Annotated in this window: 25 protein-coding genes; 10 read left to right on the top strand and 15 right to left on the bottom strand. The window is 71.9% G+C overall.

Annotated features, from left to right (window positions below; genetic code table 11):
* The first annotated feature begins 174 nt into the window (after positions 1-174).
* Together VK640_07815 and dtd are read left to right on the top strand one after the other, a co-directional pair.
* A complete protein-coding gene (locus VK640_07815) occupies positions 175-2,526 on the top strand; it encodes a DUF4388 domain-containing protein (GenBank protein ID HTE73089.1) in 2,352 nt (783 codons plus the stop codon).
* 30 nt (positions 2,527-2,556) lie between these two features.
* Complete coding sequence (dtd, locus tag VK640_07810) at positions 2,557-2,982, top strand: D-aminoacyl-tRNA deacylase (GenBank protein HTE73088.1); 426 nt, start codon at positions 2,557-2,559, stop codon at positions 2,980-2,982.
* 4 nt (positions 2,983-2,986) lie between these two features.
* On the opposite strand, the gene VK640_07805 is transcribed toward dtd, so the two are convergent.
* From VK640_07805 to VK640_07790, 4 genes are read right to left on the bottom strand one after another with little or no spacing between them, the layout of a single operon-like run.
* Positions 2,987-3,916 carry a glycine cleavage T C-terminal barrel domain-containing protein gene (locus VK640_07805; protein ID HTE73087.1) on the bottom strand — a complete coding sequence of 310 codons (930 nt, stop codon included), beginning with the start codon at positions 3,914-3,916 and terminating at the stop codon, positions 2,987-2,989.
* The gene (locus tag VK640_07800; protein ID HTE73086.1) at positions 3,913-4,341 is read right to left on the bottom strand and encodes a Fur family transcriptional regulator; all 429 of its coding nucleotides are present in this window, start codon (positions 4,339-4,341) and stop codon (positions 3,913-3,915) included. Before VK640_07800 ends, VK640_07805 begins: the two co-directional genes overlap by 4 nt.
* Before the next feature lie 5 nt (positions 4,342-4,346).
* Entirely contained in the window at positions 4,347-4,844 is a 498-nt protein-coding gene (locus VK640_07795; protein ID HTE73085.1) for an FABP family protein, read from the bottom strand.
* Positions 4,841-4,975 (bottom strand): hypothetical protein, encoded by a 135-nt coding sequence (locus VK640_07790; protein HTE73084.1) that lies wholly within the window; start codon positions 4,973-4,975, stop codon positions 4,841-4,843. Before VK640_07790 ends, VK640_07795 begins: the two co-directional genes overlap by 4 nt.
* Before the next feature lie 23 nt (positions 4,976-4,998).
* On the opposite strand from VK640_07790, the gene VK640_07785 reads away from it, so the two are divergent.
* A complete protein-coding gene (locus VK640_07785; protein HTE73083.1) occupies positions 4,999-5,361 on the top strand; it encodes a DsrE family protein in 363 nt (120 codons plus the stop codon).
* Between the two features lie 65 nt (positions 5,362-5,426).
* On the opposite strand, the gene VK640_07780 is transcribed toward VK640_07785, so the two are convergent.
* From VK640_07780 to VK640_07745, 8 genes are all read right to left on the bottom strand, one after another.
* Positions 5,427-5,945, bottom strand: a complete 519-nt coding sequence (locus VK640_07780; protein HTE73082.1) for an NUDIX domain-containing protein — start codon at positions 5,943-5,945, stop codon at positions 5,427-5,429.
* Between the two features lie 202 nt (positions 5,946-6,147).
* Positions 6,148-6,678 carry a thermonuclease family protein gene (locus VK640_07775; protein HTE73081.1) on the bottom strand — a complete coding sequence of 177 codons (531 nt, stop codon included), beginning with the start codon at positions 6,676-6,678 and terminating at the stop codon, positions 6,148-6,150.
* A 73-nt stretch (positions 6,679-6,751) separates the two neighbouring features.
* The gene (locus VK640_07770; GenBank protein ID HTE73080.1) at positions 6,752-7,048 is read right to left on the bottom strand and encodes a DUF1416 domain-containing protein; all 297 of its coding nucleotides are present in this window, start codon (positions 7,046-7,048) and stop codon (positions 6,752-6,754) included.
* Positions 7,048-7,896, bottom strand: coding sequence for a sulfurtransferase (locus VK640_07765; GenBank protein HTE73079.1), 849 nt, complete (start codon positions 7,894-7,896; stop codon positions 7,048-7,050). The genes VK640_07770 and VK640_07765 overlap by 1 nt, the downstream gene beginning before the upstream one ends.
* Positions 7,893-8,384 (bottom strand): DUF4395 domain-containing protein, encoded by a 492-nt coding sequence (locus VK640_07760; GenBank protein ID HTE73078.1) that lies wholly within the window; start codon positions 8,382-8,384, stop codon positions 7,893-7,895. The genes VK640_07765 and VK640_07760 overlap by 4 nt, the downstream gene beginning before the upstream one ends.
* 175 nt (positions 8,385-8,559) lie before the next feature.
* Positions 8,560-9,021 carry a thioredoxin family protein gene (locus tag VK640_07755; protein HTE73077.1) on the bottom strand — a complete coding sequence of 154 codons (462 nt, stop codon included), beginning with the start codon at positions 9,019-9,021 and terminating at the stop codon, positions 8,560-8,562.
* Positions 9,022-9,068: 47 nt separating this feature from the next.
* A complete protein-coding gene (locus VK640_07750) occupies positions 9,069-9,854 on the bottom strand; it encodes a hypothetical protein (protein HTE73076.1) in 786 nt (261 codons plus the stop codon).
* On the bottom strand, positions 9,851-10,093 hold the full coding sequence (locus tag VK640_07745; protein HTE73075.1) for a MoaD/ThiS family protein: 243 nt from the start codon (positions 10,091-10,093) through the stop codon (positions 9,851-9,853). The genes VK640_07750 and VK640_07745 overlap by 4 nt, the downstream gene beginning before the upstream one ends.
* Positions 10,094-10,275: 182 nt before the next feature.
* Here VK640_07745 and VK640_07740 point away from each other — a divergent pair, with 182 nt between their 5' ends.
* Positions 10,276-11,004, top strand: a complete 729-nt coding sequence (locus VK640_07740; GenBank protein ID HTE73074.1) for a response regulator transcription factor — start codon at positions 10,276-10,278, stop codon at positions 11,002-11,004.
* Between the two features lie 77 nt (positions 11,005-11,081).
* On the opposite strand, the gene VK640_07735 is transcribed toward VK640_07740, so the two are convergent.
* On the bottom strand, positions 11,082-12,887 hold the full coding sequence (locus VK640_07735) for a bifunctional metallophosphatase/5'-nucleotidase (protein HTE73073.1): 1,806 nt from the start codon (positions 12,885-12,887) through the stop codon (positions 11,082-11,084).
* A 165-nt stretch (positions 12,888-13,052) separates the two neighbouring features.
* Between VK640_07735 and mshD the strand changes: the two genes are divergently transcribed.
* The 6 genes from mshD to pstB all read left to right on the top strand — a co-directional run bounded on the left by mshD (position 13,053) and on the right by pstB (position 18,336).
* Positions 13,053-14,027: a mycothiol synthase gene (gene mshD, locus VK640_07730; protein HTE73072.1), complete on the top strand. Its 975-nt coding sequence runs from the start codon at positions 13,053-13,055 to the stop codon at positions 14,025-14,027.
* Positions 14,028-14,052: 25 nt separating this feature from the next.
* Complete coding sequence (locus VK640_07725; protein HTE73071.1) at positions 14,053-14,493, top strand: VOC family protein; 441 nt, start codon at positions 14,053-14,055, stop codon at positions 14,491-14,493.
* A gap of 130 nt (positions 14,494-14,623) precedes the next feature.
* Positions 14,624-15,592 carry a PstS family phosphate ABC transporter substrate-binding protein gene (locus tag VK640_07720; protein HTE73070.1) on the top strand — a complete coding sequence of 323 codons (969 nt, stop codon included), beginning with the start codon at positions 14,624-14,626 and terminating at the stop codon, positions 15,590-15,592.
* A 2-nt stretch (positions 15,593-15,594) separates the two neighbouring features.
* A complete protein-coding gene (pstC, locus tag VK640_07715) occupies positions 15,595-16,542 on the top strand; it encodes a phosphate ABC transporter permease subunit PstC (GenBank protein ID HTE73069.1) in 948 nt (315 codons plus the stop codon).
* 8 nt (positions 16,543-16,550) lie between these two features.
* On the top strand, positions 16,551-17,444 hold the full coding sequence (gene pstA / locus VK640_07710) for a phosphate ABC transporter permease PstA (protein ID HTE73068.1): 894 nt from the start codon (positions 16,551-16,553) through the stop codon (positions 17,442-17,444).
* Between the two features lie 67 nt (positions 17,445-17,511).
* The gene (gene pstB / locus VK640_07705; protein ID HTE73067.1) at positions 17,512-18,336 is read left to right on the top strand and encodes a phosphate ABC transporter ATP-binding protein PstB; all 825 of its coding nucleotides are present in this window, start codon (positions 17,512-17,514) and stop codon (positions 18,334-18,336) included.
* Between the two features lie 16 nt (positions 18,337-18,352).
* On the opposite strand, the gene VK640_07700 is transcribed toward pstB, so the two are convergent.
* Positions 18,353-19,345 carry an inorganic phosphate transporter gene (locus tag VK640_07700; GenBank protein ID HTE73066.1) on the bottom strand — a complete coding sequence of 331 codons (993 nt, stop codon included), beginning with the start codon at positions 19,343-19,345 and terminating at the stop codon, positions 18,353-18,355.
* A 3-nt stretch (positions 19,346-19,348) separates the two neighbouring features.
* Positions 19,349-19,969 carry a DUF47 family protein gene (locus tag VK640_07695; GenBank protein ID HTE73065.1) on the bottom strand — a complete coding sequence of 207 codons (621 nt, stop codon included), beginning with the start codon at positions 19,967-19,969 and terminating at the stop codon, positions 19,349-19,351.
* Between the last annotated feature and the right edge of the window lie 205 nt (positions 19,970-20,174).

Here is a 20,174-nt window from a genome sequence, read left to right as displayed (position 1 = left end):
GGCGGGCCGTCGGCCGGTGCCGGGCGGGCCGGCCCGGAAAGGCCGCGCGGGCCGCTCAACAAACGGCGCTCATCTGCCGATGCCATGAAGACGTCCGGTGGCGGAAGTGCCCGTTCCCGCCGCCGGCGAGAGCTGCGACGCGCCTACCTGTCGAACCGGGGAAGGAGGAACTCAGTGCCCGAGGGTGCCCTCCTCACCAACACCGTCGAGGCCGCGCTGGTGGACCTGGCGGAGTCCCGGTCGACCGGCTGCCTGGTCGTGCGCGACCATGAGGGGGACGAGGCCGAGGTTTTCCTCCGGGACGGCCAGGTCTACGCCGTCTCCGTGCCCGGTCGCCGGGTGATGCTCGGCGTGCGGCTGATGTCCTCGGGCGCCCTGACCCCGGAGGCCCTCGCCGAGGCGCTGGAGATCCAGCGCACCGAGCTGCAGGGCTGGCGGCTCGGCGAGCTGCTCGTGCACCTGGGCTACGTGGAGCTCACGGTCGTCGAGGAGTTCGTCGTCGAGCACCTCAAGGACGCCCTGGCGGACCTGTTCGGCTGGCCGGTCGCCGCCTGGAAGTTCCGCAAGAACAAGAAGACCCGCCAGGACGTGGCGCCGCCCACCGAGGTGTCGACCCTGATCGACGAGCTGCGCGCCCGGGCCACCACCTGGGAGCAGATCCTCGCCGCCATCGGCGGCCCCGACGGCGCGCCGCAGCTGGACTCCGGCACCCCGTCCGACGAGGTGCCGCTCGGCCCGAACGAGTGGGCGCTGCTGTGCAAGGTCGACGGCTCCCGCAGCGTCGCCGACCTGGCCGGTGAGTGCGGCTTCACCCTCTTCGAGGCCGGTCAGGTCGTGGCCCGTCTGGCCGAGGCCGGTCTGGTCGCGGTGCCGGGTGCCGCAGAGGTCGAGCAGGTCGAGGTCGAGCTGGCGGAGGTCGAGGACGTCGCCGACCTCGAGCCGGTCGACGAGGCCGGTCCGGAGCTGGTGCTGCCGCTGGTCACCGCTCAGGAGACCGACGCCCGCGAGCAGGCCGAGCGCGAGCAGGCCGAGCGAGAGCACGCCGAGACCGCGGCCGCGGCGGAGGCAGCCGTGGCGGCGGCCGCCGCGGCAGGCGCGGCCGCCGAGGAGGCGCACCGGCAGGCGGTCGCTGACGAGACCCGGGTGACCGCCGAGAACAAGCGGCTGCGCGAGGCGGAGATCCTGCACCAGGAGCTGGAGGCGCTGGCCCGGCGGGAGGCGACGGCCCGCCAGGAGCGGGCTGCTGCGCGGCGCCACGCCCGCGAGGAGGAGGCCGAGCGCACCCGCGCGGTGCGCGGCGACGCCGAGCGCCACGAGGTCGAGGCGCAGGCGTGGGCCGACCACGCGTCCTGGCTGGCCGACCAGCGCCGGTCGGTCGAGCAGTACGCCTGGACCGACCACGTCCGCTGGCTGGCCGCCGAGCGGGCCGGCGTCGAGGACCAGGCCTGGGCGGACCACGCCGGCTGGCTCGAGGGTCAGCGCCGGGCCGTGGAGGAGCAGGCGTGGGCCGACCAGGTGGCCCGGACGAACGCGGACCGAGCGGCCGCCGAGGACGCTGCCTGGGCCGAGCACGCCGAGCACCTTGCGGCCGAGCGGGCCGCCGCCGAGGAGCCGGCCTGGGCCGAGCACGCCGAGCGGTTCGCGTTCGCCGAGGCCCAGGCCGAGACGGTCCGGCTGGCGGCCGCGGCCGAGGCCGAGGCGGCCCGGCTGGCCGCGCAGCAGCAGGAGCACGAGCGGGCCGAGGCGGAGCGCGAGGCCCGCGAGCAGGCCGAGCGCGAGCTCGCCGCCGAGGCCGAGCGTCGCGCCCAGGAGCTCGCCGCCGAGGCCGAGCGTCGGGCCCGGGAGCAGGCCGCCGAGGCCGAGCGCCTCGCGCGCGAGCAGGCCGATGCCGAGCGGTTGGCTGCCGAGGCGGCCGAGGCGATCGCCGCGGACGAGGCGGCACGGGTCGCCGCGGAGCACGCGGCGGCCGAGGCCCGGGCGGCGGCGGAGCGCGAGAGCGAGGCCCGGCGGCAGGCGGCTGCCGAGCTGGCCCGGCTGACAGCGGAGGAGGAGGTCCGTCAGTCCGCCGAGGCGCAGGCCCAGGTCGCTGCCGAGCAGGAGGCCGCCCGCCAGGCGGCAGAGCGAGCGGCCGTGGACCGTACGCCGGTCATGCAGCCACCGGCCGGACCCTCCGACGACGACGTCGCCGCCGGTGCGGCCCGGGCTGCGCAGGCCGCGAGCATGCTCACCGAGCTCAACCGGGACATGCCGGTGCACAACGACGATCCGGTGGACGGACCGCCCGCCGAGGCACCCGCACCGACACCGACGCCGGTGGCCGCCGACGTCCACGACCCGGCCGACGAGCCGGCCCCGATGGTCGCGCGCGACCACACCGACACCGCGATGCTGCTGCGCGAGCTGTCCAGCCTCGGGTTCGGCGCCGATGACGAGAGGCCCGCAGGCCCGGCGCCCTCGGCTGCGCCGCGCCGGGTGCAGCCGTCGGCCGACAAGAAGAAGCGCAAGGGTCTCTTCGGTCGCGGCTGAGCGCGCCGACCGGTGCGCCAGGATGGGCCGGTGCGCGCGGTGGTGCAGCGGGTCAGCGAGGCGAGCGTGCTCGTCGACGGCGTGGTCGTGGGCGCCATCGACCGTCCGGGCTTGTGCCTGCTCGTCGGCGTGACCCACGACGACACCGTCGACACCGCGGCCGGGCTGGCCGTCAAGGTCCACGAGCTGCGCATCCTGCGCGACGAGCGGTCGGCGGCGCAGACCGGTGCACCGTTGCTGGTGGTCAGCCAGTTCACCCTCTACGGCGAGACCCGCAAGGGCCGGCGACCGACCTGGAACGCCGCCGCGCCCGGCCCGGTCGCCGAGCCCCTGGTCGACCACCTGGTCTCGGTGCTGCGCGAGCGCGGGGCAGAGGTGGCCACCGGTCGGTTCGGCGCGGACATGCGGCTGGCGCTGGTCAACGACGGCCCGGTCACGCTGCTCGTCGAGATGTGACCGTTCAGGCGGGGACGAGGATCTCCTGGCTCGCCGCGACCGCGCCCGCGACGAGATCGGCGTCGACGGGCGTCGACCGCTTGACGACGGCGAGCGCGATCGGCCCGAGCTCGAAGTGTCGTGCCGACGTCGTGACCCGCCCGACCTCGCGGTCCGCCATCAGGACCGGGTCGCCGTGGGCCGGCAGCTCGGAGTCGGACCCGTCGAGATGCAGCAGGACCAGCCGGCGGGGCGGGCGGCCCAGGTTCTGCACCCGGGCCACCGTCTCCTGGCCGCGGTAGCAGCCCTTGTCCAGGTGCACGGCCGACGGGATCCAGCCGACCTCGTGCGGGATCGTGCGGTGGTCCGTCTCGAGCCCGAAACGCGGCCGTCCGGCCGCCACCCGGAGCGCCTCCAGGGCCCAGACCCCGGCCAGATCGCCGGCGAGGGCGTCAGCGAGCTCCTCGCGACGTACGAACGACTCGACGCCCTCAGGCACCCGGCGGGTCACCACACCGGGGAAAGCCTCGGGCCGCAGCACCACCGCGTGGGACGGGGTCAGGTCCTCGACCTCGACCTGGGACCAGAAGCGCATCGAGTCGAGGAAGCGCACCAGCTCCGCCGCGGCGCCGGGCTCGACGTGGGCCCAGGTGGCGGTGCCGTCGTCGACCAGCGCCAGGGCGTGCTCGACGTGGCCGTGCGGCGAGAGGAGCAGCGCCTCGGTGGGCTCGCCGGGGGCGAGGTGCTCGAGGTGCTGCGAGGTCAGCGAGTGCAACCAGGTCAGCCGGTCCGGCCCGGCGACCCGCACCACGTCGCGGTGCGAGATGTCGACCGACGCCTCGCCGGCGACGATGAGACGCTGCTCGCGGTAGGGGTCGCCGTAGTGCGCCGCGACGCCGGCGTCGGGGGGATCGGCGGCGACGGCACCGGGACGGGCGAGCGCGGGACTGGTCACGACGAGCACGCCTGGCACCGGCCGTAGATCGCGAAGTGGGCCACGTCGGTCTGGAACCCGTGCTGGTCGGCGAGTCTTCCCACCAGCCCGTCGGCGAGCGACACGTCGGTCTCGGTGACCGACCCGCAGTCACGGCAGACGAGGTGCAGGTGGTCGTCGCCGGTGGCCGAGTGGTAGGTGGGGGCGCCGTGCCCGAGGTGGGCGTGGGTGACCAGCCCGAGCTCCTCGAGCAGCTCGAGGGTGCGGTAGACGGTGGACAGGTTGACCCCGCGGGCGGTGCGCTGCACCTCGGCGCAGATCTCGTCCGGCGTGCCGTGCTGCAGGGCGACGACGGCGTCGAGCACGAGCTGGCGCTGCGGCGTGATGCGGTAGCCCCTGGCGCGCAGCGTGTCGTGCAGGTTCGGGTTCCCGGACAGGTCCGTCACGGCGGTCAGGCCCGCTCGAGGGTGGCGGAGAGGTGCGGCTGGATCGGCTGCCCCATCGCTGCCATGTCGTACGCCCACAGGAGCTTGCCCTCGACCAGGCCGTAGAGCCGGTGCCCGGCGGTGTACTCCTTCGCGGTCCGGGTGCGCGCCACGACGTCGGTGCGGAGCTCGATCTTGGCGCCGTCGGCCTCCCCGACGTAGATCTCGGCGAAGCCGGTCGGGTGGCTGAGCACCAGCTCGATCGAGCCGTCGGCGTCGGGCCGCCAGTAGCCGGTCTCCTGCGCCAGCGGCCGCACCTGCTCTCCCTGGTCGTCGAGCAGCCACGAGCGGCTCAGGTGGTGGACGAAGGGCTTGCCGGGCAGCTCGGTGAAGGTCAGCTCCTGCCCGAAGCGGAACTCCTCCACGGTGGGGTAGCCGCCCACCCCGACGCCCCGCCAGGTGCCGAGGAGCCACGAGACGGGGACCAGCTGCGGCGCCATGTCCGCGCGGATCTGCACGGTCAGCTCTCCCGCTGGCTCGGCTGGGTCGGCGGCGCCTCGGTCGCGGTCCAGATCCGCCGGATGGCCAGCCCCGCGACGAGGACGACCGCTGCGAACGCGGCCACCAGGGCGATGACGACGAGGCCTTCCAGCACGCCCCCGAGTCTACTGTGCAGCCATGCCCCGAACCCTGGTCGTGAAGGCGACCGCCGGGACCGACGCGCCCGAGCGGTGCGCCCAGGCGTTCACGGTGGCGGCGACCGCCGTGGCGAGCGGTGTGCCCACCTCGCTGTGGCTGACCGGCGAGTCGACCTGGCTCGCGCTGCCAGGTCGGGCCGCGGACTTCGAGCTGGCCGAGTCGGCCCCGCTCGACCAGCTGCTCGCGACGGTGCTCGAGGCCGGGACCGTCACGGTCTGCACGCAGTGCGCGGCCCGCCGGTCGATCACCGGCGAGTCGGTGCTGCCGGGGGTGCGGATCGCCGGGGCGGCGGTGTTCGTGTCCGAGGCGATGGCTGACGACGCGCAGGCCCTCGTCTACTGACCATCCCGGACCGGGAGTCCGTACCAGCCGGGACATCCGGCCGGCGTGACACGTGCCCCGGGAGATCACAGGCCGAGCAGCACGGGCGTGCCCGGGATGTCGTTGGCGATGAGCGCCGCAAGCGGTGTCGCGATGTCACGGGGCGAGAACAGGTCGGTACCGCCGTATTCCGCGATATCTGCGTGCCGCCACCATCGCATCCCGCTGATGAGCTCGGCGGCGAGGTCGCCATCGGACAGCGCGCCGCGGGGATCGAAGCGCGTGGTGCGGACGAGGAAGTAGTCGTTTACCAGCCCGTCGTAACCGTCCGCTCTGTCAGGAGCGGCGACCTCCTGGTGCCAGACGTGAGGCGGGTCGGCGTCAAGGACAAGCCCCGTCTCCTCGTGCAGCTCCCGGCGCAGTGCCGCCAGCGGCAGCTCACCGGGCTCCATGCCGCCGCCAGGAGCCGCCCAGACGACCGTTGCGCCCGTCGGTACAGCCGGATGCGGGAAGCGGAAGCGGCACAGCAGGACGGAGTCATCATCCGCAAGGATGACCGCCCGGACGGCACGCCTGAGCCTCGCCGTGGCAGGCGTCTCGTTCATGTACAGGGGATCAGGGGCGCCATCGGCCAGGCCGCAGACCGGTCATGGTCCCTTGTGCTCGGCGTCCCGCGCGCGTCAGCAGGCATTGCCGGCAGTGCGAGAGACATCAGGGAACCGTAGCTGGTCGGTCGCCGAGTCCAGGCGTGCGGCTCCGACCTCCACTCGGTTGCTCGCGTCGGAGTCCACGCGGCCGCCGGTCTGCCTAGCAGTGGCCCCAGAGCCCGACGTCGTCGCGCCGGGCCCGCGCCTCGATCTGGTCCAGCCGGTCCGCGTGCTCGGTCTGCGGCGGGTAGGCGATCGCCTCGGCCGCCCCGCGTCGCACCAGCTTGGCCTGCACGAACGTCCCGTCGGGCAGCCAGACGTCCCACAGCTCTCGCCCGTACTGGTCGCGCCGGCCACCGTCCTGGTAGGCCGCCGTCACCCGGAGGTCGACCGGCAGCGTGCGGGTGAGCAGCCGCGACGCCTCGGGGCCCCAGCACTCGACCGGGTAGCCCGGCCGCACCGTCTCGGGCGAGTCGACGCCGATGAGTCGCACCCGGAGGCGCTCGCCGCGACGTACGGCGATGAAGGTGTCGCCGTCGACGACCCGCTCGACCCGGGCCTGGAACGCGCGGCCCGGCGGCTTCGGATCACCGCTGACCGCCATCGGCTCGACCGCGGCAGGCGCGCCGAGACCGCACGCCACGCACAGCGCGAGCAGACCCGGAACCCCCATGACCGTCCCCCACCTCATCCGACCGATGCTGCCGCGCCCCTCGGACAGGGGCGCAGCAGCATGATCGGCGGGTGCGAGGGCCTCCTTGACGCTAGATCGCTACCTCGAGGTCCGCGACCTCGCCCAGGGCCGCGACGACCGGACGGTCGACCGGGTCGGCCCTGGGCGCGAGCGCGCGCACCGTCCACCGGCCCGGGGCCGCGAAGAAGCGGAACTGCCCGGTGGCCGAGGTCGGCACCTCGGCGGTGAACTCGCCGCCACCGTCGAGCAGCCGCACGTAGGCGTCGGAGACCGGCTCGCCGTCACGCACCACCACGCCCTGCACCAAGGCCGCCTTGTCCAGGTCGAGCCCCTCGGTCGAGGGGCCGCCCTTCGTCGCGCCGCACATCAGGACTCGTCCCCGAGCTCGATCGGCACACCGACCAGCGAGCCCCACTCGGTCCACGACCCGTCGTAGTTCTTCACGTTGGGCTGGCCGAGCAGCTCGTGCAGGACGAACCACGTGTGCGCCGAGCGCTCACCGATGCGGCAGTAGGCGATGGTGTCCTTGCCGAGGTCGACGCCCTTGCCGGAGTAGAGCGTCGCCAGCTCGTCGTCGCTCTTGAACGTGCCGTCGTCGTTGGCCGCCTGCGACCACGGGATGTTGCGCGCGGTCGGAATGTGCCCGGGGCGCTGCGACTGCTCCTGCGGCAGGTGGGCCGGCGCGAGGAGCCGGCCGGCGAACTCGTCGGGCGAGCGCACGTCGACCAGGTTCTTCTGGCCGATGGCCGCCTCCACCTCGTCCCGGAAGGCGCGGATCGAGCGGTCCTGGTCCTTCGCGGTGTACGTCGTCGCCGGTCGCTCGACGACCTCCGGGACCAGCTCACGCGAGTCCAGCTCCCACTTCTTGCGACCCCCGTCGAGCAGCCGGACGTCCGCGTGGCCGTAGAGCTTGAAGTACCAGTACGCGTAGGCGGCGAACCAGTTGTTGTTACCGCCGTAGAGGACGACGGTGTCGTCGGCGCCGATGCCGCGCTGCGTGAGCAGGGTCTCGAACTGCGCCTTGTCGACGAAGTCGCGTCGGACCGGGTCCTGCAGGTCCTTCTTCCAGTCCAGGCGCACGGCTCCGCGGATGTGGTTCTTGTCGTAGGCCGCGGTGTCCTCGTCGACCTCGACCAGGACCACCTTGTCGTCGTGCAGGTGGCTCTCGACCCAGTCGGCGTCGACCAGGACGCGCTCGCGGTTGCTGTCACTCATGCGGAGACCTCCGTGCGGTGGGTGGGGGACGGCGACTGGGGGCGCTGCTCGACCCTGCCACCACGCGCGCGGCGTGTCAGCAGGTAGAGCTCGCACCCGAGGCAGACGCCGAAGGCGGCGTTGAGGAAGGCGGCCGACAGTGCGGCCGCGGTGGCGGCGACGGCCAGGAGGCCGGAGCCGGCGGCCACCCCGAGCAACGCCGCGAGCGCGAAGACCAGCCCGACGGCCTGGGCAAAACGGACCGGTCGAGGGTCCTCGAGCTCGGTGGGGGGCGCGAGACGGGGCCGCACGAAGAGGCGGAAGGCGAGGGCGTACGGCGACCGGTCGACGGTCCCGAGCGCGAACACCACCGCCTGGGCCAGCAGCAGCCGCGTGCCGAACGTGCTGCCGGTGAGCAGGACCGTCGCCAGGACGACGGTGGTGACGGCGGCGACGACACGAGGGCCGCGCGGGTCGAGCGGGCGTGCGGACAGACGGGGGACGGGCACGGGGTGCTCCTGACAGGGGGCGCGAACGGGTGGGCGCGGGGTCAGGAGACGAGACAGAGAGCGGTGGCGACACGCAGCAGGTCGACGGCGCGCCTGCGGGTCAGCTCGGTGCTCACGGGGACGATGCTAGCCCTGTCCGGTTGGTAGGACGACCCCTTCCGGTGGATGAGACGACTCACGGCTCCCCCATCGCGACGCCCAGCGCCGCCACGACGTCGACGGTGCGCGGCTGGCCGCTGGCCCGCCGGACCACCCGCCCAGCAGCGTCGAGCACCAGGACGGTCGGGGTGCGCCGGACATCCAGCCGGCGCACCAGGTCCAGCTGCGACTCGGCGTCCAACTCCACGTGCGCCACGCCCGGCACGGTCGCGCTGACGTCGGCCAGCACCCGCCGGGTGGACCGGCACGGCTGGCAGAACGCTGTCGAGAACTGCACCAGCGTGGCCCGCTGCCCCAGCGCTGCGCCGAGGTCGTCCGGTCCGACGACCACCTGGTCGGCGGAGTCCCGGTCGATCGCCGCAGGAATCGCCCGGCCCAGTCGGTGGCCACTGCGGCGCATCCACAGGCCCAGTGCCGTGGCCGCGGCAAGAGCGGCCACGAGAGCGACCAGCCCGCCGGCGCTGTCGAGGGAGTCCATCTCGCGGGCTGCAACCGGCTGGCGGAGCCGCCGATTCCCCGCCCCCGTCAGCCGACGAGGAGGCGGCTGGCCACGTAGACGGTCGGGGCGGCCAGCAGCTGCGGGAGACCGACGACGAGCGCCGGCTCCAGCCCCGCGGTGCGGGCTGCGGCCACGGTGCCCACCCACCCGGCAGCCGCTCCCGCCGCGGCACACCCGAGGGCGACCGACCAGCCCGGCCCGTCAGCGGCGGAGCCGGCCGCGACCGCGGTGACCGGGGCTGCCACCACAGCGACGACCAGCCCGGACCAGGCGGGGGCGCCGGTCGCCGGACGCAGCCCCTCGGCGACGGCGACGACGGCTGCGGGCACCGCGGCGGTGGCGACCAGCAGGGTGCCGTCCGGCTCGGCCGCCGTGGCCAGGTGCATCGCGGCCAGGGCGACGAAGACACCGAGCGAACCGGTCGCGGTGAGCGACGCGACGAGGTCGACCCGGCCGTCCCGCCGCAGCACCTGGTGGACCAACGACGCCACCAGCACCGCCGCCATGACCGCTGGCAGCGCACGCAGCGGGCGGTCGTCCGGCGCGGCGGTGACCAGCAGGTCGGCGGCCGCCGCGGCGCCTGCACCCACGACAACCCCGCCCCGCAGGCCCGGGGCTCGTAGCCCGCGGTGCCAGCCGGCCAGGACAGCGGCCTGGGCCAGGAGCAGGGCGCCCACGAGGAAGGTGGTGCCCGCGTCGGCAGCGACCACGAGCAGCCCGCCGAGCGCCGCCGCGGCGACCGCCGTGGTGACCGGTCGTCCCGTCGTCGAGCTCTGAGTCGCCATGGTCTGCGTCGTCGGGGTGCGGGTCATCCGCCGGCGAAGGGTGGGAGCACCTCGATGGTCGACCCGTCCTCCAGCGACGCCTCGGACCGGGTGCGGGTCCCGTCCACCAGAAAGCTGGCCACCGACAGCACTCGGGCAAGCTCGGGGCCGTGCCGGTCGGCGGCCGCGGCGAGGACCTCGCCGAGCGTCGAGCCCGACCAGGACTCCTCGGCGAGGCCGGCGGCGGCTCGCGCCGCCGCCCAGTAGCGGATCGTGCCGGCCGCCATCCTCGGGCCGCCCCTTCCTGGTCGACCCCCGGAGGGGCGTGGTGCTACCGGTGTTACCTGCGTGTTGCCGGGCGGCGACAGGCGTGTGTCCCCCGGCGGCGGTCCTCTCGTCTGGCGGACGTGACCGGCCAGACGCCCGATCATCGTGTTTCATGGACCTCGGGACAAGGAGGGGAGCCCGCGTGAGCCAGCTGCTGCTGCTGACCAACACCCTGCAGCCCTCGACCGAGGTGCTGCCGGCGCTGGGCCTGCTCTCGCACGGTCTGCGGGTCGCCCCCGCCGAGGTGTCGGCCCTGCTCGAGGCACCACGCTCGGACGCGATCCTGGTCGACGGCCGCCGGGACCTCCCGCACGTCCGGTCCCTGTGCCGGGTCCTGCGCACCACCGGGGTCGACTGCCCGGTCGTGCTCGTCACGACCGAGGGCGCCCTCGCGGCGGTCACCGCCGAGTGGGGCGTCGACGACGTGATCCTCGAGGACGCGGGCCCGGCCGAGGTCGAGGCCAGGCTGCGGCTGGCGATGGGGCGCCTCGCCGCCCGCACCGGGGCCGAGGACGAGGTCGGCGAGATCCGCCGGGGCGACGTGACGATCGACGAGGCGACGTACACAGCACGGGTGAAGGGCCGGGTCCTGGACCTGACCTTCAAGGAGTTCGAGCTGCTGAAGTTCCTCGCCCAGCATCCGGGCCGCGTCTTCAGCCGGGCCCAGCTCCTGCAGGAGGTCTGGGGCTACGACTACTACGGCGGCACCCGCACGGTCGACGTGCACGTCCGGCGGCTGCGGGCCAAGCTCGGGTCCGACCACGAGACGCTGATCGGCACCGTGCGCAACGTCGGCTACCGCTTCGTGCTGCCGAAGGAGCCCAAGGACCCGGTGCCGACCGACCTGCCGGCGCCGGCCCCGGTCGCCTGACGGCGTACGCCCACCTGACTGACGACGAAGGGTGGCACCCGCTGCGGAGTGCCACCCTTCGTGTCGTGCTGCGGGCCCTACGGGAGCGGCACGCTGCGCGCGACCGGCGGTGCCGACACCGGCGAGTTCGCGCCCAGGTAGTCGATCAGCGCGTCCAGGTCGACCTTGCCACCGTCCCGCGGCGTGCCGTTGCGGAACGCGAGGTAGCTGTCGCCGCCGTCAGCAAGGAAGTTGCTGGCGGTGACCCGGTAGCTGCCGTTCGGGTCGAGCGTGACCCCGTTGAGCTTGATCGAGGCCGGGTCGATCTTCTGGCCGAACGGCGCCGTCTGCGACCAGGAGTACGTGAACCCGTCCGAGATTCCCAACCGCAGCACGTCACGGCCGCCGGGACGGCCGGTCACCCACTGCTGCTCGAGAACGGCCTCGATCTGGGCGCCGGTCATGTCGAACGTCTGCAGGATGTTGCTGAACGGCTGCACGTTGAACGCCTCGCGGTAAGTGACGACACCGTCGCCCTCACCCGCCGGGGAGCTGGCGTACCGAAGGTCGGCGCGCACACCGCCGGCGTTCATGAACGCGATCTGGCTGCCGTTCTCCGGCGCTGTCGAGGCGAGCTGGGCGTCCGCGATGAGGTTCGACAGCGACGACTCCTTAGCGCGGTCGTCGCTCGTGCTCGGCGGAGGCAGGAACGCGCGGGTGATGTCCTGCGTGATGGTGCCCACCTCGACGTTGCCTTCGACGTTGGCCAGCGCTGTCCACTTGGCCACGATGTTCAGCAGGGTCGGGTCAGGCGGAACCGTGCGGGTCACGATGTGGTTGACGGCGGTGACGGAGTCGCGCACGACGTCGTTCGTGCGGCTGTCCAGCTCGAGGTTCATCTCGGTGATGACGCGGCCGAACGAGAAGGCGCTCACCACCTTGCGCGGCTCGCCGGCCGGGTCGTCGATCGAGCAGTTGTAGGCCTGGTGGGTGTGACCCGTGATCAGCGCGTCGATCGAGGGGTCGAGCTTCTCGGCGATGTGGACGATGGGGCCGGAGATCCCGACACAACCGTTGTAGGTGCCGGACTGCGTCCCGCCCTCGTGCAGCAGCACGACAATGGCGCGGACGCCCTGCTCGTTGCGCAGCTGTGCCGCGGCGCGGTTGCCCGCCTCGACCTCGTCCTGGAAGTCCCAGCCGGCCACTCCGGACGGTGCGACGAGGGAGTCGGTGCCCTTCAGCGTCATCCCGATGAAGCCGATCTTCGCGTTGCCGACCTTCTCGACCCAGGTCGCGGGCAGCACCGTGTCGCCGGTCTCCTCGCTGACGACGTTGGCCGCGAGCCACGGGAAGTCGGCGCCCGGGTAGGTGATGTCGTTGCCGGCCTCGTCCTGCAGGTAGCAGCCGTCCACCGGGTGGCAGCCGCCGTTCTGCATCCGCAGCAGCTCGGTCACGCCCTCGTCGAACTCATGGTTGCCCACACCTGAGACGTCCAGACCCATGGCGTTGAGGGTCTCGACCGACGGCTCGTCGTGGTAGAAGCCGGAAGTGAAGGTCGAGCCGCCGATCAGGTCGCCGGCAGCGACGGTGAAGCTGTTCTCGTGACCCTCACGGAGGTCCTGGAGGTGCGTCGCCAGGAAGGCTGCACCGCCGGCGGCCACGAGCGCGCCGTTCTCGTCCCGGATGTTGCCGTCGGTCGCCTGGGTAGGGGACGACGGGTCCTCCTCGATGTGCCCGTGGTAGTCGTTGAACGACAGCAGCTGGACGGGAATCCGCTTGCTCTCGTCGTCCTTGGGGGTCGCCTGGCTCGCGGGTGCGGCGGTGATCGACGTGGCGAGCGCGGCCGCGACGAGAGCGGCCAGGGCCACCGGGGTGCGGCGGCGGAGGAGTCCGGGTCCGGACATGCTTCTCCTAGGAAGGGATCGGGGGTGACCGGGGAAACCTAACGGGCATTCCCGCTCAGCGCACAACAGGTCGGTCAAAATCGTGACCAAGCGGTCTGCCCTGGGCCGCCAGCCGGTCGCCATCGGTTCACCGGATCCTGCCGGGCTGCCCCGTAGGGTGCCGACGTGAGCGAGCCCGCGGCGCCGCCGGTCCAGGTCGAGGTCCTGGGCCCGCTCGACGCCGCGGAGGTCCGGGCGGTGTCCGACCTGGTCGAGGCGGCCACGGAGGCCGACGGGGTCCGGCCGCTGTCGGAGCACGTGATGCTCCACCTGCGGTACGGCGGCGACAGACCGGTGCGCAACGTCCTGGTGTGGTGGGGCGATGACCTGGCGGCGTACAGCCACCTCGACGTCACCGACGAGGTCGAGGGGGCCAGCGCCGAGATCGTGGTCCACCCGGAGCGCCGGCGGCAGGGCCTGGGCCACCGCCTGGTGCAGGCCACGCTCGACGAGACGCCGGACGGCCGGCTGCGGCTGTGGGCGCACGGCGGTCACCCCGGCGCTGCGGCACTGGCCGGGTCGATGGGCTTCGAGCTGTCCAGGTCGCTGTGGCAGATGCGCCGGTCCCTGCACGCCCCGCTCCCGCAGGTGTCGCTGCCCGACGGGGTGGCCGTCCGTACCTTCCGGGCCGGCGAGGACGACGAGCCCTGGGTGCGGGTCAACGCCGAAGCCTTCCGCGCGCACCCCGAGCAAGGGCATTGGACCGTCGACGACCTGCACCGACGCATGCAGGAGCCGTGGTTCGACCCGGAGGGCTTCTTCCTCGCCCACCGCGGCGACGATCTGGTCGGGTTCCACTGGACGAAGGTCCACGGCGGCGACGAGGACCTGGAGCATGTCGGGCACCCGGACGGGCCGCACGCGCACGAGGGCCACGGGCACGACCCGATCGGCGAGGTGTATGTCGTCGGGGTCGCCCCCGGGGAGACCGGCACCGGGCTCGGCAAGGCGCTCACGGTGACCGGGCTGCGCCACCTGCGGCACCGCGGCCTGCCCAGCGCCATGCTCTACGTGGACTCCGACAACGAGGCGGCAATCGGCCTCTACACCAGGCTCGGCTTCATCCGGTGGGAGACCGACCTGATGTTCAGCCGGGCCTGACGGCGGCCACGGCTAACGTCGCCCCATGGTGTTCTGGCAGCTGACGATCGACGCCAACGACCCGGCTCGGCTGGCCCGGTTCTACGCCCCGCTCCTCGGCTACCAGCCGTCGCCACCAGCGACGCCGGACACCACCTGGCACGCGCTCTACCGGGCACGGCTCGGGAGCGGGCCCGAGTTCGCCGACCGCCTCTTCGACCCAGAGGGACTGAAACCGCCGATCTGGTTCCAGACGGTGCCGGAGACCAAGGCCGGCAAGAACCGGCTGCACCTCGACCTCTACCCCACCGGGCGGGACGCGGCGCTCTCGATGGACCGCAGGATCGAGCTGGTGGAGACCACCGTCATCGAGGCCGTGGGTCGCGGCGCGACCGTCCAGCGCCGCGACCGGCACGACGACCCGGAAGACCCGGTCTACTACGTCGTGATGCAGGACCCGGAGGGCAACGAGTTCTGCATCAGCTGAGCCGTCCAAGACGAGAGCCGCTGTTCACCCCTCGTTCATCTGCCTCCGGATCCCGAGTCATCTCCGGTCCCTAGCGTCCGCCGTGTCGGAGACGACACACGACGACTCAGGTCCTTGGAGGGACAACCCTGTGAAGCTCACGCGTATCTCCCGCCTGGCGGTGCCTCTGGCCGTCGGCGCGCTCCTGCTCAGCGGATGCGGCGGGGACAACAACACCGACAGCGCCAACGCCTCCGAGAACGGGGACAGCTCGCTGTCCGGTGCTGTGAAGGTCGACGGCTCCAGCACGGTCGCACCCCTCACCACCGCCGCCGCGGAGCTCTTCAAGGAGGAGCAGCCCGGGGTGAACGTCACCGTCGGCACGTCAGGCACCGGCGGAGGCTTCGAGAAGTTCTGCGCCGACGAGACCGACATCTCGGACGCGTCCCGGCCCATCGACGACGCGGAGGAGGCTCCCGTCTGCGCGGACGCGGGCATCGAGTACACCGAGATCCCGGTCGCGAACGACGCGCTCACGGTCGTCGTGAGCAGCGAGAACGACTGGGTCGACTGCCTCACGACCGGCCAGCTCAAGGCGATCTGGGAGCCGGGGTCGAAGGTCACGTCGTGGCAGGACGTCGACTCGAGCTACCCCGACGAGAAGCTCGAGCTGTTCGGGCCCGGCACCGACTCCGGCACCTTCGACTACTTCACCGACGTGATCAACGGTGAGGAAGGGGCCAGCCGGGAGGACTACTCGCCGTCCGAGGACGACAACGTCATCGTCCAGGGCGTCTCGGGCAGCAAGGGCGGCCTCGGCTACTTCGGCTACACCTACTTCGAGGAGAACAGCGACACCCTCAAGGCCTTGGAGGTCGACAGCGGTGACGGCTGCGTCGCCCCGAGCGCGGAGACGGCTCAGGACGGCACCTACACCCCGCTCTCGCGCCCTCTGTTCATCTACCCGGCAAAGGCCTCGATCGACAAGCCGCAGGTCAAGGCCTTCCTCGAGTTCTACCTGGCCAACGACGCGGACATCGCCGAGGCGGCTCAGTTCATCCCGCTGAACGACGAGCAGAAGAGCGAGGCGCAGTCCGCGTACGACTCGCTGGTCGGGTGACGATGGCACCCACCCGACCCGGCGCGGCCGTGACTTTCGCAGGCAGGTCGCTGCGGAAGTCGCGGCCGCGCTACGGCGAGCGCCTCATCGAGGTCATGCTCTTCGCGGCAGCGCTCGTCTCGGTCGTCACGACTATCGGCATCGTGATCGCCGTCGCGATCCCCACCGAGGAGTTCTTCCGCCAGATCTCCTTCACGGAGTTCTTCACGGGGACGCGGTGGACCCCGCTGTTCGCCGACCCGTCCTACGGGGTGCTTCCCCTCGTCAGCGCCACGATCCTCATCACGGTGATCGCCATGGCCGTCGCGATCCCGTTGGGCGTCGGTGCCGCCATCTACCTCAGCGAGTACGCGGCCGACCGGACCCGTCGGGTGCTCAAGCCGGCCCTGGAGGTCCTCGCCGGGGTGCCGACCGTGGTCTACGGCTTCTTCGCTCTCAAGGGCATCACCCCCTTCCTGCGCGACATCTGGCCGGTCGGCGACGGACCGGCGATCTTCAACGCCTTGGTGGCGGGGTTCGTCATGGGCATCATGATCATCCCGACGGTCGCCTCGTTGTCGGAGGACGCCATGTCCGCGGTGCCCCGGAGCCTGCGCGACGGCGCCTACGCGCTGGGCAGCTCGAAGATGCTCGTGGCGACCCGGGTGGTGGTTCCGGCTGCTGTCTCCGGCATCGTCGCGGCCATCGTGCTCGGTGTGTCCCGGGCGATCGGCGAGACGATGATCGTCACGGTCGCCGCGGGCGGGCAGGCCAACCTCAGCTGGAACCCGCTCGAGGGGATGCTCACGATGACCGCCTTCATCGCGCAGGCCGGCTCGGGTGACGTGCCCACGGGCTCGATCGACTACAAGACCATCTTCGCGGTGGCCTCGCTGCTGTTCGTGATGACGTTCGCGCTCAACCTCTTCAGCATCCGACTCGTCCGCAAGTACCGCGAGGTGTACGAGTGACGACGACCATCTACCGCAGCAGTGCGCCCGACACGGGTGTCACGACACTCCGCGGAAGCCGGCGGCCCCGGCGCGAGCTCGTGTTCCGCCTCGCGCTGCAGTCGGCTCTCGGCATCGCCGTCTCCTTCCTCGGCGTGCTGCTGGCCTACGTGGTCTGGACCGGGCTGCCGAGGCTGGACGCCGACCTGCTGCGCAACATGCCGTCCACCCTGCGACCCGAGACGGCAGGCGCGCAGTCCGCGATCACCGGCACGCTCTGGGTGATCAGCCTGACGGCCCTGATCACGGTCCCGATCGGTGTCATGTCGGCGATCTACCTGGAGGAGTACGCGGACCCGACCAAGTGGTGGAACAGGGTCATCGACATCAACATCCAGAACCTCGCCGCCGTCCCGTCGATCGTCTACGGCATCCTGGGCCTCGGGGTCATCGCGCGCGGACTGGGCCTTGGCCTCACCGTGCTCTCGGCGGCGATCACCCTGTCCCTCCTGGTGCTCCCGGTAGTGATCATCGCGGGTCGCGAGGCGATCCGCGCGGTCCCGAGCTCTATCCGCTTCGGCTCGCTGGCCCTCGGTGCCACCCAGTGGCAGACCATCTGGAAGCAGGTGCTGCCCGCAGCCGTCCCCGGGACGGCCACCGGGTCGATCCTGGCGCTGTCGCGGGCGATCGGCGAGGCCGCCCCCCTGCTCCTGCTCGGGGCCCTGGCGTACATCTCCTTCAACCCGGACGGGGTGCTCAGCCAGTTCACCGTGCTGCCCGTGCAGATCTACGACTTCATCAAGCAGTCCCGTGAGGAGTTCGTGCCGCTCGCCTCGGCAGCGATCGTCGTGCTGCTGGTGATCCTGCTGGCGATGAACTCCGTCGCGATCTACCTGCGCAACAAGTTCCAGAGACGATGGTGACGCCTTGACCCAGCACCTCGAGTCCCGCTTTGCAGCCCTGTCCCAGTCCGAGGCCCGGGAGGCCGCGTTGACCATCGCCGGCCCCGATCCCGCGGGACCGCAGCCGCTCTCGGTGCCGAGCCCCGTCTTCGAGATGAGCGACGTCAGCGTCTTCTACGGGGACTACCAGGCGGTCCGCAACGTGGACCTGCCGGTGGCGCGGCGGGAGATCACGGCTCTGATCGGGCCGTCCGGCTGCGGGAAGAGCACCATCCTGCGCTGCTTCAACCGGATGAACGACCTCGTGCCCGGCGCCAGGGTGACCGGAAAGATCACCTTTCATGACGAGGACCTGTACGCGGACTACGTGGACCCGATCGAGGTCCGGCGCCGCATCGGCATGGTCTTCCAGAAGCCGAACCCCTTCCCCAAGTCCATCTACGACAACGTCGCCTACGGCCCGCGCGTCAACGGGGTGAAGAAGGGCCTCGACGAGATCGTCGAGCAGGCGCTTCGCGGTGCAGCCCTGTGGGACGAGACGAAGGACAAGCTCACCGATAGCGCTCTCGCGCTCTCAGGTGGCCAGCAGCAGCGACTGTGCATCGCACGGACCATCGCCGTGCAGCCCGAGGTCATCCTCATGGACGAGCCGTGCTCCGCACTGGACCCGATCGCGACGTCGAAGATCGAGGACCTGATGCACGACCTCGCGGAGGACTTCACGATCATCATCGTGACGCACAACATGCAGCAGGCGGCTCGGGTGTCGGAGCGGACCGCCTTCTTCACCGCCGACGTCGACGAGGCCGGTGTCCGGCACGGACGGCTCGTCGAGTTCGACCGGACGGCGACCATCTTCAGCGGCCCGAGCGACCGACGCACGGAGGACTACATCACCGGCCGCTTCGGCTGACCCACCCGCCCCTCGGTCACTCGAGGATGAGGTGGATGAACCAGTAGACGCACGCCGCGACAAGGGCGGACATCGGGATCGTCAGCACCCAGGCGACCAGGATGTTGCCGGCCGTGCCCCAACGCACGGCCTTGCGGCCCTTGGTGGCGCCGGCGCCCATGATCGAGCCGGTGATCGCCTGGGTCGTCGAGATCGGCGCCTCGAAGACGTACGCCGTGGTGTAGAGCACCGAGGCGGCGACCGTCTCGGCGGCGAACCCGCGCGCCGGGTCGATCTCGATGATGCGGCGCCCCAGCGTGCGCATGATCCGCCAGCCGCCGGAGTAGGTGCCGAGCGAGATCGCGGCGGCCGACAGCACGACGACCCACCACGGGATCTCGAAGCCCTCCTGGTAGCCCCCGACGACCAGGGCGAGAACGATGACGCCCATCGTCTTCTGGGCGTCCTGCAGGCCGTGACCGAGAGCCATCGCGGATGCCGACACGGTCTGCGCCATCCGGAAGCCGCGCTGGGTCGGTCCGGGCTTGGCCTTCCGGAACGCCCAGAGGATGGCCAGCATCAGCAGGAAGGCCAGCGTGAAGCCGACCAGGGGCGACAGGAACATCGGGATGACGACCTTGTCCACCACGCTGGCCCACTGCACGGCGACCCCGCCTGCGAGACCAGCGCCGACGAGACCGCCGATCAGGGCGTGCGAGGAAGACGAGGGCAGCCCGAAGTACCAGGTGGTGAGGTTCCAGGTGATGGCGCCGATCAAGGCAGCGAGCACCACCACGAGCGCGTGCTCCCCGGACGGCGGCTCCAGGACGCTGAAGACGGTCTTGGCCACCTTGGTGCCGAGGAAGGCGCCCACGAAGTTCATGACCGCGGCCATCAGGAGGGCGACCCGCGGGGTCAGGGCCCGGGTCGACACCGAGGTCGCGATGGCGTTGGCCGCGTCGTGGAAGCCGTTGGTGTAGTCGAAGATCAGCGCGACCACGATGACCGCGATGATGGTGGCGAGCTCCACCGGTCAGGACTCCTTGACCGCGATCGTCTCCACCGTGTTGGCGACGTGCTCGAAGGCGTCGGCGGCAGCCTCGAGCTGGTCGACGACCTCCTTCAGCTTGAGCACCGTCAGCGCGTCGTACTCGCCGCTGAAGAGCTTGGCGAGGATCCGGCGGTAGACCTGGTCGGCCTGGTTCTCCAGCCGGTTGAGCTCGATCCAGAACTCGCTGAGGTCCTTCATCGAGCGCAGCCGCGGCATGGCCTCGGCGGTCAGCTCGGCTGCCCGCTCGAGCACGTCGACCTGGTCCGCGATCTCGGGCGGCAGCTCGGCGATGTTGTAGAGGACGACGAGGTCGACCGCCGCCTCCATGTAGTCCATGACGTCGTCGAGGGACGACGCCAGGCGGTAGATGTCCTCGCGGTCGAACGGCGTCACGAACGTCTCGTTCAGCTCGCGCATGATCGCGTGGGTCGCCTCGTCACCGGCGTGCTCGCAGCTGCGCATCCGCTCGGCGATCGCCTTGCGCTCGCTCATCTCGGCGCCCAGCAGCTCCTTGAGCAGGCCGGCGCCCTCCATCAGGTTGCGGCCGGACGTCGCGAACATGCTGTAGAAGCTGTTCTGGCGTGGGGTCAGGCGGATACGCACAGGCTCTCCCGGATCGGGGCAGGGCAACGAGGGAAGGTGCAGGTCCGGGAGTGGATGCTACGCAGGCTCGGGGCGGAATCCGCAATCCGGGGTCTGCAGCGTGGGAGCCGGTCCCTCAGGCTTGCTGTCGGGAGGTGGCCGACCTGGTGACCCGGAGGCCGAGCGCCTGGTCGATCTGCTCCTGGCTCAGCGGCTCGTCCGAGGA

The sequence above is a fragment of the Actinomycetes bacterium genome (genome assembly GCA_035489715.1).
Taxonomy (GTDB): Bacteria; Actinomycetota; Actinomycetes; order JACCUZ01; family JACCUZ01; genus DATHAP01.
This window is presented reverse-complemented; position numbering and strand designations above follow the sequence as displayed.